Annotated in this window: 13 protein-coding genes; 8 read left to right on the top strand and 5 right to left on the bottom strand. The window is 73.2% G+C overall.

Features of this window, described 5'->3' with window-relative positions:
• Positions 1–21 precede the first annotated feature (21 nt).
• Positions 22–2,037: a hypothetical protein gene (locus GA0070607_RS04880; protein ID WP_089017095.1), complete on the top strand. Its 2,016-nt coding sequence runs from the start codon at positions 22–24 to the stop codon at positions 2,035–2,037.
• Positions 2,037–3,842 (top strand): hypothetical protein, encoded by a 1,806-nt coding sequence (locus GA0070607_RS04875; RefSeq protein ID WP_172898985.1) that lies wholly within the window; start codon positions 2,037–2,039, stop codon positions 3,840–3,842. The genes GA0070607_RS04880 and GA0070607_RS04875 overlap by 1 nt, the downstream gene beginning before the upstream one ends.
• A gap of 8 nt (positions 3,843–3,850) precedes the next feature.
• On the opposite strand, the gene GA0070607_RS04870 is transcribed toward GA0070607_RS04875, so the two are convergent.
• Positions 3,851–5,734 (bottom strand): hypothetical protein, encoded by a 1,884-nt coding sequence (locus GA0070607_RS04870; protein WP_408630892.1) that lies wholly within the window; start codon positions 5,732–5,734, stop codon positions 3,851–3,853.
• Positions 5,735–5,857: 123 nt separating this feature from the next.
• On the opposite strand from GA0070607_RS04870, the gene GA0070607_RS32720 reads away from it, so the two are divergent.
• Both GA0070607_RS32720 and GA0070607_RS04865 read left to right on the top strand, forming a co-directional pair.
• Positions 5,858–5,995 carry a hypothetical protein gene (locus GA0070607_RS32720; RefSeq protein ID WP_172898984.1) on the top strand — a complete coding sequence of 46 codons (138 nt, stop codon included), beginning with the start codon at positions 5,858–5,860 and terminating at the stop codon, positions 5,993–5,995.
• Entirely contained in the window at positions 5,992–7,275 is a 1,284-nt protein-coding gene (locus tag GA0070607_RS04865; RefSeq protein ID WP_172898983.1) for an outer membrane protein assembly factor BamB family protein, read from the top strand. Before GA0070607_RS32720 ends, GA0070607_RS04865 begins: the two co-directional genes overlap by 4 nt.
• Here the strand turns inward: GA0070607_RS04865 and GA0070607_RS04860 are convergent, their stop codons facing one another.
• Positions 7,276–8,454: a peptidase C39 family protein gene (locus tag GA0070607_RS04860; RefSeq protein WP_089017091.1), complete on the bottom strand. Its 1,179-nt coding sequence runs from the start codon at positions 8,452–8,454 to the stop codon at positions 7,276–7,278.
• Positions 8,455–8,592: 138 nt separating this feature from the next.
• On the opposite strand from GA0070607_RS04860, the gene GA0070607_RS04855 reads away from it, so the two are divergent.
• From GA0070607_RS04855 to GA0070607_RS04840, 4 genes are all read left to right on the top strand, one after another.
• Positions 8,593–9,261 (top strand): response regulator transcription factor, encoded by a 669-nt coding sequence (locus GA0070607_RS04855; protein WP_089021663.1) that lies wholly within the window; start codon positions 8,593–8,595, stop codon positions 9,259–9,261.
• Complete coding sequence (locus GA0070607_RS04850; RefSeq protein WP_089017090.1) at positions 9,258–10,427, top strand: sensor histidine kinase; 1,170 nt, start codon at positions 9,258–9,260, stop codon at positions 10,425–10,427. Before GA0070607_RS04855 ends, GA0070607_RS04850 begins: the two co-directional genes overlap by 4 nt.
• Before the next feature lie 173 nt (positions 10,428–10,600).
• Entirely contained in the window at positions 10,601–11,008 is a 408-nt protein-coding gene (locus GA0070607_RS04845; protein ID WP_089017089.1) for a VOC family protein, read from the top strand.
• Positions 11,005–11,424 (top strand): VOC family protein, encoded by a 420-nt coding sequence (locus GA0070607_RS04840; RefSeq protein WP_089017088.1) that lies wholly within the window; start codon positions 11,005–11,007, stop codon positions 11,422–11,424. Before GA0070607_RS04845 ends, GA0070607_RS04840 begins: the two co-directional genes overlap by 4 nt.
• 66 nt (positions 11,425–11,490) lie before the next feature.
• On the opposite strand, the gene GA0070607_RS04835 is transcribed toward GA0070607_RS04840, so the two are convergent.
• The 3 genes from GA0070607_RS04835 to GA0070607_RS04825 form a co-directional block, all read right to left on the bottom strand.
• Positions 11,491–12,309, bottom strand: a complete 819-nt coding sequence (locus tag GA0070607_RS04835; protein ID WP_089017087.1) for a hypothetical protein — start codon at positions 12,307–12,309, stop codon at positions 11,491–11,493.
• A 195-nt stretch (positions 12,310–12,504) separates the two neighbouring features.
• Complete coding sequence (locus GA0070607_RS04830) at positions 12,505–14,574, bottom strand: 3-hydroxyacyl-CoA dehydrogenase NAD-binding domain-containing protein (RefSeq protein ID WP_089017086.1); 2,070 nt, start codon at positions 14,572–14,574, stop codon at positions 12,505–12,507.
• Positions 14,571–15,764: a thiolase family protein gene (locus GA0070607_RS04825; protein ID WP_089017085.1), complete on the bottom strand. Its 1,194-nt coding sequence runs from the start codon at positions 15,762–15,764 to the stop codon at positions 14,571–14,573. Before GA0070607_RS04825 ends, GA0070607_RS04830 begins: the two co-directional genes overlap by 4 nt.
• Positions 15,765–15,924: the final 160 nt, after the last annotated feature.

Raw genomic sequence — 15,924 nt, 5'->3', positions numbered from 1 at the left:
CTCGGGTAGACTCCGCCGACTGTGACGCCTGCCGAGTCCCGCGCCCTGTCCGCGCCGCACCGGGAGGCGGGGAACCGCCCCGACGAGACAGTGAGCCACCACACTCCGGCCGACGCTCTCGTCGGTTCCGCAGGTCCCGTCGCGCCCGCCATGGTTCCCCGCGTCGCGGAATCCGCGCTCGCGGGGCCGGTCGCGTCGCCGACGTCCGCTCCCGCTGCGGCCAGGGTGGACGAGGAAACGGGATCCGGGGTGGAGGCACCGGGCAGGACACGGCGACTCTGGTGGACCGGGTGGACCGGGTGGACCCGGCGGCGGCAGGACCTGGCCGTGGGCGCGCTGTTCCTGCTCGCCGCGCTCTGGGTGACCAGCCGGCTCTGGCTGGACCCCGCCGGCCGGGTGGCCTCGCTCTACACCGGCGACCCGGCCCAGGTGCAGTTCTTCCTCGCCCACTCGGTACGCGTGGTGCTGCACCGCGAGTATCCGTTCTACACCGAGCAGTTCAACTACCCCGACGGCGTCAACCTGATGGCCAACACGGCAGTGCTGGCGCTGGGTATCCCGATGGTGCCGGTGACCCTGCTCTTCGGACCGGCGGTGTCCTTCGTGGTGCTGGTGACGCTCGGCCTCGCCGGCACCGCCATGGCCTGGTACACCGTGCTCTCCCGGCACCTGGTGCGCACGCCGCTCGCGGCGGCCGTCGGCGGCTGGTTCTGCGGGTTCTCCCCGGCGATGCTCTCGCACGCAAGCTGGCATCCGAACATCATCAGCCAGTTCCTGCTGCCGTTCATCGTCTGGCGGGTCCTCGCGCTCACCCGGTCCCACCGGCCGGTGCGCGATGGGGTGCTTCTGGCGTTGCTGGTCACCGCGCAGGCGTTCATCAACGAGGAGATCCTGCTCTTCACCGCGATGGCCTGCGGGGTCTTCCTGCTCGCGGTGCTCGCGCAGGAGCCGGCCCGCTGGTCGGCGGCGTGGCGGCCGCTGGCCGCCGGCCTGGCGGCCTGCGCGCTGCTGGCCGGGGCACTGCTGGCGTACCCGCTGTACGTGCAGTTCGCCGGGCCGATGGCGTACCACGGGCTCAGCGACGCGGTGCAGGACTACGGCAACGACGTCGCCGCCTTCTTCGCCCCCGGCTCGCCCACCCTGGGCGGCAACCAGCGGGCCAACATCAACCTGGCGCCGAACTACTCGGAGGAGAACGCCTTCTTCGGCTGGAGCCTGTCACTGCTCGCCGTCGGCGTCGTGGTCTGGCTGCGGCGGAACCTGATCGTCCGGGCGCTCGCGGCGACCGGCGGGTTCTTCGCCGTGCTCTCCCTCGGCGAACGGATCTCCTGGTGGGACCGGGAGCTGGTCACCGGGCCCTGGCAGTGGCTGGTCCACCTGCCGCTGCTGGACGCGGTGGTGCCGACCCGGTTCGGCCTGATCACCAGCGTGGTGGTCGGCCTGCTGATCGCGCTCGCCGTCGAACGGGCCTGGGCGCTGCGCCCGGCCGACCGGCGCACCGTGCGAAAGCTCGTCGTCGCCGGTCTGGCGTTCGCGCTGCTGCCGATCGCCCCGATGCCACTGCGGATGGTGTCCCGACCTCCGGTGCCGGAGTTCATCACAGCCGACCGCTGGCGGGCGTACGTCGGTCCGGACCAGACGTTGGTGCCGGTTCCGGTGCCCAGCATGGGGAACACGCACGGCATGCGCTGGGCGGCGGCCACCAACCTCGACTTCAAGATTCCCGGCGGCTACTTCCTCGCGCCCCGCAACGGCAACACCGGTGACCCGGGCCGGTTCGGTGGCCGACCGAGCGGGGTGGGTCAGCTGCTGGAGGAGGTGGCGACCACCGGCCGGACGCCCAAACTGGACGACCGGCAGCGCCGCCGCTTCATGGACGAGCTGCGGCACTGGCGGGCGGCGATCCTGGTGCTGCCGGTCCGGCAGCAGCACGTCGAGCCACTGCGGCGTACCGTCGAGGAGCTGGTCGGTCCCGGCCGTCAGGAGCTGGACGTCTGGGTGTGGGACGTCCGGACGCTGACCGACCACTCGGTCTGATGACCGCCGGGACGGCGTCCCCGGCGACCGCGGACCCGGTGTCGGCGGTTCCGGTGCCGGCACGCAGGTCCCGGCCCACCTGGCTGCCGGACGCCCTGGTGGTGGTCGGCTACCTGGGGCTGGCCGTGCTGCTGACCAGCGGGCAGTGGCGCCACCCCGGGCGGCTCTTCCACCAGGCGGGCGACCAGGTTCTGTTCGAGTGGATGCTGGCCCACGCGGCCCGCGCCGTGGTGGCGGGGGAGAACCCGCTCCACAGCACCGCGTTGAACGCGCCGGACGGCGTCAATCTGATGGCGAACACCTCGGTGCTCGGCCTGGGTGTCCCGCTGGCCCCGGTCACCCTGCTCTTCGGCTCGCAGGTGGCGTTCTGCGTGGCGGTCGTCTGCTGCCTCGCCGGCACCGCCACGGCCTGGTACGCGCTGCTGCGCCGCCGGCTGGTCACCGCGCCGTCCGCGGCGGCGGTCGGCGGGCTGATCTGCGGCTTCGCCCCCGGCATGATCTCCCAGGCCGGCGCGCACCTGCACGTGGCCGCCCAGTTCCTGGTGCCCGCGATCCTCGCCCTGGTGTTCCGGCCCGGGCCGGGGCCCGGTGCGGTGTGGCGGCCCGGCGTGGGCCTCGGGCTGCTGCTCGTCTGGCAGGTGTTCATCGGCGAGGAGGTGCTGGTCTTCCTGGCGCTCGCCGCCGGGGTGTTCGCGCTGGGCTACGCGCTCGCCGACCGGGTGGCGGCCCGGCGGCTCGCGCCGGACCTGCTCCGCCGGCTCGCGGTGGCCGCCGTCGTGGCGGCGGTGCTGCTGGCGTACCCGATCTGGTTCCAGTTCCACGGCCCACAGCACTACTCCGGCATGGCCTTCGCCGCGCGCGGCTTCCAACTGGACGCCGCGTCGTTCACCGCGTCGGCCCGGCAGACCGTGCTCGGTGACGACTGGCTGCCGGGGCTGCTCTCGCCGAACCCCACCGAGGAGAACTCGTTCTTCGGTCCCGGGCTGCTCGTGCTCGCCGTGGTGGTGGTGATCTGGCTGTGGCGACGGCCGCTGGTCCGCGCGCTGGCCGGCTGCGGCCTGGTCTTCGCCCTGCTCTCGCTCGGCACCGAGCTGCGGGTGGACGGCACGGCCACCGGCATCCCCGGGCCGTACCGGCTGATCGCCGAGCTGCCGTTGCTCGACCTCGCGGTCCCGGCGCGGTTCGCGCTGGTCTGCGTGCCGGTGCTGGGCGTGCTGATGGCACTCTCCCTGGACCGGGTCCGGCCGGCACGTCGGCCGCCGGCCGCTCCGGGGCTACCGGTGCGGCTGCTGTGGACCGGCGCGGTGGCCGCCGCGCTGCTGCCCCTGGTCCCGACGCCGATCAAAGCCGTACCGGTCGCACCGGTGCCGGAGTTCGTCGCTGACGGCGGGTGGCGCCCGCTGGTGCCACCCGGCCGGACAGTGGTCGCTGTGCCCCCGGTCACCGGTGCCGCGCTGAGCCCGGTGATGCTCTGGTCCGCCCGCACCGGACTGGCCTTCCGCGCGCCCGGCGGGTACTTCATCGGCCCGACCGGCCCGGACGACCCGGCGGCGCGCTGGGGTGCGCCGGACCGGCCCACCGCCGTGCTGCTGCGCCGGGTGGCCGAGACCGGCGCGGTGCCGGCGCTCACCGACGCCGACCGCCGTCAGGCGGTCGAGGATCTGCGGTACTGGCGGGCCGCGCTGGTGGTGCTCGGCCGATTGGCGCACGGCGAACCGGTCCGCCGGACCATCGAGGAGCTGCTCGGGCCGGGCCGGCCCGTCGACGGCGGGTGGGTGTGGGACGTCCGAGGCCGCGTCGGCTGACCGGCCGGCTAGCCCACCAGCGCGCGGACGTCCCAGACCCAGACGTCGTCCACCCGCTGCGGCGACCCGATCAGGGCGGTGACCAGCTCGCGCAGCACCGCCTCGCGCGGATGCGCGCCGAGCACCACCACCGACGCCCGCCAGAACCGCAGATCCTCGACCGCCTGGCGGCGATTCTCGTCGGTGAGCGCGGGAACCACGCCAGCGTCCATCGTGGAGTAGATGAGGCTGCTGGTCGGCCGGTTCGGTGCGCCGAACACTCCCTCGCCCACCTCGTTCGGGCCGATGAAGTAGCCGCCCGGGATGGGGAACTCCTGGCCGGTCAGCGCACTCCAGCGCAGCGTCGGCAGACCGTGCACGTTGCTCGGGATCGGCACCGGCACCAACGTGCGGCCCGCCGGCACGTACGGCCGCCAGCCGCCCGCGGTGATGAAGTGCGGCGGCGGGTCCATCGTCTGGGCCGGCAGCGGGCGGGGCAGGAGCGGCAGCACGGCGAGAGCGACCGCCGCGTACCCCACCGGACGAAGCCACCGCCGGCGCGACGCGACCGACGTGGCCGCCTCGTCCGGCGTTGCCGGGGTCGGCTCGCCGGCACGCGGGACCGGCACCCGGGCCCGGTCGGCTACCGGGCGACCCTGGCGGGACGCCGCGTCCCAGGTCAGTGCGAGCAGCACGCCCACGGCGGCGGCCACCACCAGGCTCAGCCGGGTCGGCATCATCATCTCGACCAGCGGCAGGTCGTCCGACACGTACGACCACGGTCCGCGTACCCCGGTCTCCACGCCGTTGAAGCGCACCCGCGGCCCGATCGCGGCCACGCTGAAGACCACGATCAGCACCGCGACGATCCGGGCGGCCAACGACCGCCGCACGAGCAGCACCAGGGCCACCACCGAGAGCAGCACCAGCGGCCAGCCGAACCAGGTGTTCTGCTCGGTCAGCCCGATCGTCTGCTCCACCGCCGGGTCACCGGCCCAGGTGTCCCGGGCGAAGGTGACGAAGGCGACGAGGTCCTCGCCCCAGTTGTGGAAGACGCCGCCCTGCAGGCCGCGGTAGGACTGCGGGCCGTTGAACTGGAACCAGATCGGGTACGCGGCGAGCAGCAGCGCCAGCCCGCCGGCGACGCCCAGCCCGGCCAGGAACGGGCCCGCCGCGGCGCGTGCCGCCCCGGGCCGCTGCACGGCGTACGCCAGCACGACGACCAGGCAGGCCAGCGCGGTGAGCAGCAGCATCTCCTCGTTGATGAAGATCTGGTACGCCACCAGCACCCCGAGCACCAGCCCGTTGCGCCGCCACCGGCCCGGCTCGCCCAGCCGCAGCACCCGCAGCACGATCAGCGGCAGCAGGAAGTTGGACACGAAGTTGGGCTGGCCGTTGGCGTGGTGGATGATCCCCGGCGCGAAGCCGAGGAAGGCGCCACCGACGAAGGCCGCCGCCGGGGAGCGCACCAGGTGCCGGGAGAGCACCCAGTACCCGGTGCCGGCGGTGGCCGCCAGTGCCCCGCCCAGGTAGAGCGCGTACATCACCTGCGGTCCGAGCAGCATGGTCAGCGGGGCCAGCGGCAGGGTCACCCCGAGCAGCGAGGTGTTGGCCATCATGTTCACCCCGTCCGGGGCGTTCTGCCGCGCCGTGAACAGCGGGTTCTCCAGGTGCCGCAGCGAGTACGCGCCATGCGCGAACAGCCACTCGAACCAACTGTGGTCGGTGGGCAGGTGCGAGGATACCCGGGCCTGCACGTCCCCCCAGTAGTTGAGGCAGACGAAGACGCCCAGCAGCACATAGGCTCCGAGGGCCAGCAGGTCGGCACGGGCCGGGCGGCGTCGAGGCCGTGGTGTCGGCTCGACCTCGGCCGGATCGGCGTCGGTCTTGGAATTCAGCGAAGGGTCTACCACCGGCACGGCCACGACGCGCCATCGTACAGGCGAGGATGCGTCGCTTTTGCCGGGCCGGTACGCCCAACGGTCGGTTTGCGGTGCCCGGTGCGCCGGCCAGCCGGAGGCGGGAAAGGACTGTCGGTGTCGTCGGTCATCGAGCTCGGCGCGGCGGTGCTGCCGCCGGTGCCGGCTGTCCTGACCGCCGCGACACCGGCCCCGCCGGTCCTGCGCTGCCGTCGCCTCGACGGATCGACCGCGCTGTGGCGGTTCCGGCGGTGACCGGCCCGGTGATCGACCTCGGTGAGCTGCGGCACGAGCCGGAGCCCGACACGCGGCCCCGCCGGCCTCGCGCCAACGGCCGACCGCTGCGCTGCGCGCTGGTCCTGCTCTTCGTGCTGGCCACCCTCGTCGCCGCCGGACCGGTGTCCCGGCGGGCCGTGGTGCCGCTGCCGGCCCGGCTCGGGGCCAATGTGGTGGTCACGGATGACCTGTTCCTGGTCATCGATCCGATCACCCCCCAGACGCCGCAGCGGCGGCTGGCCGCCTACCGGCTGCCCGGCGGCGAGCCGGTCTGGCAGGTGCCGTTGCCCGCGGAGGGCCGCTACTGGGGAGTCACGCCGCTGGCCGGGATGCTGCTGGTCACCGGGTACGAGGTTGGCTCCGAGGGGCGGGGCGCACTCACCGTGGTGCTGGACCGGGCGACCGGGGCGTATCGGTGGCAGCAGCCGGGCAGCCCCGTCGAGCTGGCCGACGGCAACATCCTGTTCCAGCCCGGCGGCGAGGACGAGCCGGGCAGCCTGCGCGTGGTCGATACCTGCTGCGGCACAGTGCGCTGGCAGCTGACCACCGCCCCGGGTGAGATCAACTACGGGACGGCCGGGAATGCGGTGGACCGGGTGCTGCTCAGGAACGCGGACGGGTCGTTCGAGATACGCGACGCGGCCACCGGCAGGGTGCTGACCCGGGCCCGCCTGCGGGTGGGCGGCGGGGCCTACGAGACCGTGCAGGTGGTGGACGGCCTCCTGTTCACCGTCGGCGGGACTCCGGCCATGGTCACCGCCTACGGGCTGGACCAGCTGGACCAGCGCTGGAGCACCACCGCCGACGGCTCGCTGTACGCGACCGGCTGCGACCCCGTCGTCTGCCTGCAGACCCGTTCCGGTCGGCTGCGGGCGGTCGACCCTGCGACCGGCCGGGAGCTCTGGAGCAGCGAGCGTTGGGGGTGGGTCTGGCCGGTCGCCGGCCGGCTGGTGGCCACCACGTTGAGCAGCGCCGGCCCCGGGGCGGAGCAACTGGTCGTGCTCGATCCGCCGACCGGTCGGGTGCTGGCCGACCTGGGCCGCTGGGAGCTGGCCGGCTCCGATCTCGGGGGCCCGATGATCGGGCTACGCCGGCATCCCGACGGCGGGCTGCTCGTCGCCGAGCTGGATGTGCGTGCCGGCACGGTGCGGATGCTGGACGTGCTGCCGGACGCGAACGGGGAGTGCCAGGCGAGCCCGGGCCGGCTGCTGTGCCGCCGGGTCGACGGCTCGTACGGGCTGTGGCGGTTGCCCGACTGATCACCAGTTGGCCTGGGCGGGCGGCGGGGGCAGCGGCACCGACGCCGGCCGCAGCACGTACGCCACCCCACCGCTGCCCCGCTGCCAGGCCACCTCGAACCGCCGTCGGGGCACGGTCCGGCGTACCGCGTCGTCGTCCGGCGCGTACGGGTCGTTGAGCACCGGGTCACCGTCGGCGGTGAAGCCGACCAGCACCATCAGGTGCCCCCTGGTGTCGTACGCCAGCCCCGGCACCTCGCCGGCCCGGAACGCGGCGGAGACGATCAACGGGATGCCGGCGGCGATGAACGCCTCGGCCTCGGCCAGCGACCGCAGCCGGGTGACGAACGCCTCCACCCCGTGCAGCCCGGCGTACGCGGTGTTGAACGGCCAGTTGCCGGCCCCGGCGTACCCGTGGTCGTAGCAGTGCCGGGCGGCGTGCACCACCACCGGGCGCGGGCCGGGCGGCTCCACCCAGGCGTAGCGCTCCGGCGCCGGCCCGGCATCCCAGTAGGCGAGCACCATCGAGGTACAGGTGGGGCTGCACCAGGAGTCGCCGCCGCCACCCCACTGCGGGTGCTGGCCGGCGTGCAGCCGCTGCGAGTAGCGGGGCACGTCCAGCACCCTTCCGCGGCCGGCGCCGGCGGTCGGCTGCCGGTCGCCGCCCGGCTCCGGCTCATCGGACGGATCGGTCGGCGGGTGGCCGGTGGCGACCGCGCCGATGCTGCGCAGCACCGGGCCGGCCGGGCTGCCCGGCGGCCGGCACAGGGTCACCCGGGCCTGCCAGCCGGTGACCGTCGCACCTGTCACGATCAGCGTGTCGGTGTCCACCCGGGCGTCGCCGTCGCGCTGCCCGGGCACCGAGGTGCGCCGCACCGCGCGGTCGTCGGCCGCCCAGCGGGCCAGCAGGTACCAACCTGTGCTCGGCCCGTTCCCGTGCCAGCCGCGCAGCTCGACCTCGATCCAGCAGCCGTCGGGAGTGTCGGCGGTCCAGGACGGCACCACCTCGGCGACCGGGAAACCGACCCGGACCGGTGGTGACGTCCAGCTGCCCCGGGCCGCCGGCGGGTCCGCGTCGGCCGGGGTCAGCCCCCGGTCGTCGGCGCGCAGGCCGTCACCGGTGCCGGCCGCCCGGTCCGTTGGTAGGTGAAAGCCCCGGTAGGCGATGTCCCGCAGGGCAGGTGGTGCCGCGATGGTCATGACAGGTCCGTCCGTCGCTCGGTGCCGGAAGCATCGCGTACGCCGGGATGGTCCGCAACGCCGGCCCGCGCGGGCGGCGAGGGACGATGGTTGCCGGCCGGCACTAGGTTGTCGGTGGTCAGCAGCGAGGAGGCCGGGATGCGGGTACTGGTGGTGGAGGACGAGCGCAACCTCGCCGACGCGATCGCGCGCGGGTTGCGCAAGCGGGGGATGGCGGTCGACGTGGCCTACGACGGTGACGCCGGCCACGAGGCGGCGTTCGTCACGCGGTACGACGTCGTCGTGCTGGACCGCGACCTGCCCGGCGTGCACGGCGACCAGATCTGCGCCGACCTGGCCGCCTCCGGCGCGTTGACCCGGGTGCTGATGCTGACCGCGAGCGGCACGGTGGCCGACCGGGTGGAGGGGTTGCAGCTCGGCGCGGACGACTACCTGCCCAAACCGTTCGCCTTCGACGAGCTGGTCGCCCGGGTGCAGGCGCTGGGCCGGCGGGCCACCCCGGCCGCGCCGCCGGTGCTCGAACTGGCCGATCTGGTGCTCGACCCGGCCCGCCGGGTCGCCACCCGGGCCGGCGTGCCGGTCGACCTGACCAACAAGGAGTTCGGGGTGCTCAGCGAGCTGCTCAAGGCGCGCGGCGCGGTGGTGTCCAGCGAGGAGCTGCTGGAACGGGTCTGGGACGCCAACACGGACCCGTTCACCACGATCGTCCGGGTCACCGTGATGACACTGCGTAAGAAGCTCGGCGAACCGCCGCTGATCGAGACGGTGGTCGGCGCGGGTTACCGCACCGCTGAGGCCGTGTCATGACCGATCGGGGGCGTCTGCGGCCCACCCTGCGGTTGCGGCTGACCGTGCTCAACGGCGTGCTGCTGATCGGCGCGGGAGCGATCCTGGTGCTGCTGGCCTGGCTGCTCGTTCGGGACGCGTTGCGACCCACCGACGAGCTGCTGCCGGGTACGACAGTGGTGCTGTCCGACGGCCGGGTGCTCGACGCCGAACAGTGGCAGCGCCAGTTGGTCGACGCCGCCTCGGGGGAGTTGCTGGCCAAGGGTCTGGTCGCGCTGCTGGCGATCAGCGTGGTCGGGGTGGCCGGCGCGTACGCGGTGGCCGGCCGGGCACTGCGGCCGCTGCACCAGGTCACCGCGACCGCGCAGCGGCTCGGTGAGGCGACCCTGGACCAGCGGATCGGCTACTCGGGCGCCGACGACGAGGTGGCCGAGCTGGCCAAGACCTTCGACGCCATGCTGGACCGGATCGCGTCCGCGTTCGAGGCGCAGAAGCGTTTCGTGGCCAATGCCTCGCACGAGCTGCGTACCCCGCTCGCCGTGATGCGGACCGAGATCGACGTGACGCTCAGCGACGACGATGCGGACGCCGCCGAGTACCGCCGGATGGCGATGGTGGTCCGGGACGCGTCGGAGCGGGCCAACGGTCTGGTCGACGCGCTGCTGGTGCTGGCGCGCAGCGAGGCGCAGGCGGGGCGGCGGCTCGGCCGCCGCACCGAGTGTGACCTCGCCACCGGCACGGCCAATGCGCTGTCGGCGATGCGGCGGGAGGTGGAGCGGATCGGCCTGCGGGTGCAGACGTCGCTGGAGTCCGCGCCGGTGGTCGGCGACCCGGGGCTGCTGGACCGGCTGGCCGGTAACCTGATCGAGAACGCGGTTCGCTACAACCACCTGCACGGCCGGCTCTGGGTGCGCACCGGCACCGACCGCGAGCGCTCCTGGCTGGTGGTGGGCAACACCGGTTTCGAGGTGGACCAGGCCGACGTGCCGGGCCTGTTCGAGCCGTTCCGGCGCGGCGGCCGGGAACGCACCGGCGCCCGTGGCTCCGGCCTGGGGCTGTCCATCGTCCGGGCGGTCTGCGACGCGCACGGCGGCACGGTGCGGGTGATCGCGCAACCAGGTGGGGGCCTCGAGGTGACGGTCACCCTGCCGTCGGCGGACGCCCCGGCGGTGCCCACCGCCGGCTGACCCACCCGTCGGACGGGTTGCGGGCGGCGCTGACCCGATGGCACGATCACCCCGTCAGCTCGAGATCGAAGGGGGGTGCGTTCGATGTCCACGATCACCGACTCCGCACCCCGGGTCTCTCTCGGCTGATCCCCGGAGGCGGAGCATCCCTATCCAGCACGGAGGGAACACCCGTGTATCCACGGATCCGCAACATCAGTTTCGACTGTCACGACACGTACGCCCTGGCCGGCTTCTGGTCGGCGGTGCTCGGGTACGCCCGGCATCCCGAGGACGTCCCGGGTGATCCGGAGGCGGCGCTGCTGCCACCGGACGCGGCGACCCCGGACCTGTTCTTCCAGGCGGTGCCGGACGAGAAGGTGACCAAGAACCGGCTGCACATCTGCCTGGAGCCCGTCGAACGGACCAGGGACGAGGAGATCGAGCGGGTGCTCGGCCTCGGAGCCAGCATGGTCGCCGACCGGCGGCACGCCGACGGCACGGGCTGGGCGGTGCTCGCCGACCCGGAGGGCAACGAGTTCTGCGTTCTGCGCAGCGCCGGGGAGCGTGTCGCCACCACCACTGTGGAGGATCAACCGTGAGCTCGACGATTCACAACATCAGCATCGACTGCCACGACACGTACGCGCTGGCCGGTTTCTGGTCGCAGGTCTTCGACTGCCCCCGGCAGCCGGACGACTTTCCCGGCGACCCGGAGGCGATGCTGTTGCCCCCGGGTGGCCCGGAGGTGCTGTTCATCGCAGTGCCCGAGGGCAAGTCGGTGAAGAACCGGCTGCACCTGGACCTGCAGCCCGCCGACCGGACCCGGGCCGAGGAGGTCGAGCGGCTGCTCGGCATCGGCGCGACGCTCGTCGACGACCAGACCCGGCCGGACGGCTCCGGCTGGGTGGTGCTCGCCGACCCGGAGGGCAACGAGTTCTGCGTGCTGCGCAGTGCGCACGAGCGGGCGGCGGCAGCGGCGGCGCGGGCCGCCGCGGAGGACGGCGAACCGGCCTGACCGACGGCGTACGGCATCGGGCCCCGGCCACCCGAGGGTGGCCGGGGCCCGGTCGGTCCGTACGGCTCAGGAGCGCTGCTCGACCTGGCCCCGGATGGTGGCGAACTCGGCCTTCGCCTCCGCGCCGGACTTGAAGAACATCACCACGAGGCCCACGCTGCCCTTGTCGGCCCAGACGCAGACGCCCAGCGGCACACCGTCGGTCGTGCCGTCGCCGCAGCGCGCCTCGCCACCGAGCGGACCGGGCTCGACGGCTGCCATCGTGGCCACCCCGAGTTCGGTGGAGAGCCCGGTCACCGCGGTGTCCAACTCCTTCTTCGGGTCCGCCATCAGGCCGGACGTGCCGGCGATCATGACGAGGTCCTCCTCGGCCGGGTCGCCGTAGAAGGCGCCGACGGCGCTGGTCTCGTTCTGCACCGTCGACTTCATCTCGGCGACCAGATCGTCGGAGAGCTTCTGCAGCTCCGGGTCGTCGATCTTCGGCCGGCCGGCGAGGGTGGTCGGCGCGACCACCCGCGTGTTGGTGGCGTCGACGACCTCGCCCACCTCGTCCTTGACCGCGAGCCAGGTGATCGCCGCGCCGCCGAGGCAGAGCACCAGCACCACGGCCAGCACGATCAGCACGATCCGGCCGACCTTCGACTTCTTCGCCGGCGGCGGGCCGCCAACCATGCTCGGGTCGCCCCACGGCTGACCCTGCTGCACGTGCGGGAAGCCCTGCGGTGCGGCCGGGAAGCCCTGCTGCTGCGGCGGCGGGAAGCCCTGCGGTGCGGGTGGGAAGCCCGGCTGGCCGCCGGGCTGCGGCGGCACCGGCTGGCCGGGCTGCTGCGGCGGGGGATAGGAACCGTGCGGCGGTCCGTAGGGGTCGACCGGCGGCTGGGACATCAGTCAGCTCCAAGATCGGGTAGCAAAGCGGGTGATCCTAACCCGGTGACGAGCCCGCACGCTGCCCACTCGCGGCAGTGCGCTGTCCGCAGCCGGTGCTCCCGTCTCCGCTGCGGCCGGGGCCAGACGCGAACGCGGTGGCCGGCCCGTCCACGAGGAACGGCCCGACCACCGCGACGGTGGTACCGCGAACGGTCAGGCGGGCAGGCTCGCCGCCCCGCGCGGCAGGAACCGCTGGCCGGTGACGCGCTCGCTGGTGCCGGTCCGGTCCAGGTACGGCGTGACGCCGCCCAGGTGGAACGGCCAGCCGGCACCGAGGATCATGCACAGGTCGATGTCCTGCGCCTCAGCGACCACGCCCTCGTCCAGCATCAGCCGGATCTCCTGGGCGAGCGCGTCGAGCGCGTTCTGCCGTACCTGCTCGGCGGTCAGCGGCTGGTCACCCACGACGAGCAGCTTGGCGACCTCCTCGTTGACCTTGTCGTCGACCACGATGGGCTGGCCCGAGTCGGCGATCCGCTTGAGGTTCTCGCTGACGCCGAACCGGTCCGGGTACGCCGCGTGCAGGGTGCCGCCCACGTGGTACGCGACGGCCGGCCCGACCAGCTGGAGCAGGGCCAGCGGGCGCATCGGCAGACCCAGCGGGTCCAGCGCGCTGTTCGCCACGTCCAGCGGGGTGCCGGCGTCGACAGCGGCGAAGACGGTGCCCAGGAAGCGGGTGAGCAGCCGGTTCACCACGAACGCGGGGGCGTCCTTGACCAGCACCGAGGACTTCTTCAGCTGCTTGCTGACCGCGAACGCGGTCGCGAGGGTGGCGTCGTCGGTCCGCTCACCCCGGACGATCTCCAGCAGCGGCAGCACCGCCACCGGGTTGAAGAAGTGGAAGCCGACCACCCGCTCCGGGTGGTCCAGCTCGGCGGCCATCTCCGTGATGGAGAGCGAGCTGGTGTTGGTGGCCAGCACCGCCTCCGGCGAGACGATCTTCTCCAGCTCGGCCCAGACCTGCTTCTTGACGCCCAGGTCCTCGAAGACGGCTTCGATGATGAAGTCGGCGTCGGCGAAGGCGCTCTTGTCGACAGTGCCGCTGACCAGGCCGTACAGCTTGGCGGCGGTGCCCTTGTCCATCCGGCCCTTGGTGACGGCCTTCTCGATCTGGGTGTGCACGTAGCCGACGCCCTTGTCCACCCGGGACTGGTCCAGGTCGGTCATCACGACCGGCACCTGGAGGCGGCGGGCGAACAGCAGTGCCAGCTGGCTGGCCATCAGGCCGGCGCCGACGATGCCGACCTTGGTGACCGGCCGGGCGAGGCCCTTGTCCGGCGCGCCGGCCGGACGCTTGGCCCGCCGCTGCACCAGGTCGAAGGCGTACAGGCCGCTGCGCAGCTCCTCGGAGAAGACCAGGTCCGCGAGGGCCTCGTCCTCGGCGGCGGTGCCGGCGGCGAAGTCGCCGTCCTTCGCCGTCTCCAGCAGGTCCAGCGCCTTGTACGCGGCCGGAACCGCGCCGTGCAGCCGCTGGTCGAGGGTCTGCCGGGCGAAGTAGAGCACGCCGGCCCACATGTCCTTGTCGACAGCGGGCCGGGTCACTGTGACCTGGCCCCGCACCACGCCGGCGGCCCACTCCAGGGACCGCTCCAGGAAGTCGGCCGGCTCCAGCAGCACATCAGCGATGCCCAGCTCGGCGGCCTGCTTCGGCTTGAGCATCTTGTTCTGCATGAGCGGGTTCTGGATGATCACCTGGGTGGCGGCGGGGATGCCGATCAGGTTCGGCAGCAGCTGGGTGCCGCCCCACCCGGGGACCAGACCGAGGGAGACCTCGGGCAGCGCGAGGGCCGCGGCGCCGCCGGAGAGCGTCCGGTAGTGGCAGTGCAGCGCCAGCTCCAGGCCGCCACCCATGGCCGCGCCGTTGACGAACGCGAACGTGGGCACCGCGCTGTCCTTGAGCCGGGCGAAGACCCGGTGGCCGAGCCGGCCGATTTCCAGCGCCTGCGCGCGGTCGGCGAGCTGCGGCAGGCCGACGATGTCCGCGCCCACGCAGAAGATGTACGGCTTGCCGGTGACCGCGATGAACGCCGGGTCGGCGGCGAGCGCGGCGGTGATCGCCTCGTCCAGGCTGGTCAACCCGGCCGGGCCGAAGGTGTTCGGCTTGGTGTGGTCGAAGCCGTTGTCCAACGTGATCAGGGCGGCGGGTCGGTCCAGCCCCGGTACGTTCACCTGACGCAGCAGCGCCCTGGTGACGACCTCGTTCGGTGCGGCGAGCGCGCTCACTTGTCTCCTTCCCAGTGCGGGTTCTCCCAGATGACGGTGCCGCCCATGCCGATGCCGATGCACATCGCCGTGAGGCCGTAGCGGACCTCGGGGTGCTCGGCGAACTGGCGGGCCAGCTGGGTCATCAGCCGCACGCCCGAGGAGGCCAGCGGGTGGCCGATGGCGATCGCACCGCCCCACGGGTTGACCCGCGGGTCGTCGTCGGCGATGCCGAAGTGGTCGAGGAAGGCGAGCACCTGGACGGCGAAGGCCTCGTTCAGCTCGAACAGGCCGATGTCGTCGATGCTGAGCCCGGCGATACGCAGCGCCTTCTCGGTCGACGGGATCGGGCCGACGCCCATCACCTCCGGCTCGACGCCGACGAACCCGAACGACACCAGCCGCATGGCGACCGGCAGGCCCAGCTCGCGGGCGGTGGCCTCGTCGGCGAGCAGGCTCGCGGTGGCGCCGTCGTTCAGGCCGGCCGCGTTGCCCGCGGTGACCTTGCCGTGCGGGCGGAACGGGGTCTTCAGGGTGGCGAGCTTCTCCAGTGAGGTGTCCCGCGGCGCTTCGTCCACAGTGGCCAGTCCCCAGCCGCCCTCGGCGTCGCGGATGGCCACCGACACCAGGTCGTCCTGGAGCTTGCCGTTGGCGTACGCCTTGGCGGTCTTCTGCTGCGAGGCGAGCGCGAACGCGTCGGTGCGCGCCTTGGTGATGTGCGGGACCAGGTCGTGCAGGTTCTCCGCGGTGGCGCCCATGACCAGCGCGGACGGGTCGACCAGCTTCTCCGCGATGATGCGCGGGTTGGGGTCGACGCCCTCACCCATCGGGTGGCGGCCCATGTGCTCGACGCCGCCGGCGATGGCGATGTCGTACGCGCCCATGGCGATGCCACCGGCGACCGTGGTCACCGCGGTCATCGCGCCGGCGCACATGCGGTCGATGGCGAAGCCGGGAACGGTCTTGGGCAGACCGGCCAGCAGGGCGGCGGTCCGCCCGATGGTGAGGCCCTGGTCACCGATCTGGGTGGTGGCCGCGATGGCGACCTCCTCGACCCGCTCCGGAGGCAGCTGCGGGTTGCGGCGCAGCAGTTCACGGATGCAGCGGATCACCAGGTCGTCGGCGCGGGTGTTGGCGTACATGCCACCCGCCTTGCCGAACGGGGTACGGACGCCGTCGACGAAGACGACATCCCGAACTTCACGGGGCACTTGAGCCTCCTTTTCGACCATGATCCGGCCTTCGCGCCGGCGGGCGGCGCTCCGGACTGAATGAGGGTCGCCGACACGGGCAGGTCCACCGGATGCTACTCGCCAGTAACCAACCCCGTCCGCACCCCCCACTGTGGCCCACCCCACATCCGCCGGCTTG

Source organism: Micromonospora coriariae (assembly GCF_900091455.1).
GTDB classification, from domain to species: domain Bacteria; phylum Actinomycetota; class Actinomycetes; order Mycobacteriales; family Micromonosporaceae; genus Micromonospora; species Micromonospora coriariae.
Note: the sequence above shows the minus strand (reverse complement) of the source record. Positions and strands in the feature narration are given on the sequence as shown.

Bases quoted from the DNA above. Each gene is read 5' to 3' on its own strand.
- GA0070607_RS04875 (WP_172898985.1), top strand. From the start codon at position 2,037: ATGACCGCCGGGACGGCGTCCCCGGCGACCGCGGACCCGGTGTCGGCG.
- GA0070607_RS04860 (WP_089017091.1), bottom strand. From the start codon at position 8,454: ATGACCATCGCGGCACCACCTGCCCTGCGGGACATCGCCTACCGGGGC.
- GA0070607_RS04855 (WP_089021663.1), top strand. From the start codon at position 8,593: ATGCGGGTACTGGTGGTGGAGGACGAGCGCAACCTCGCCGACGCGATC.
- GA0070607_RS04850 (WP_089017090.1), top strand. From the start codon at position 9,258: ATGACCGATCGGGGGCGTCTGCGGCCCACCCTGCGGTTGCGGCTGACC.
- GA0070607_RS04835 (WP_089017087.1), bottom strand. From the start codon at position 12,309: ATGTCCCAGCCGCCGGTCGACCCCTACGGACCGCCGCACGGTTCCTAT.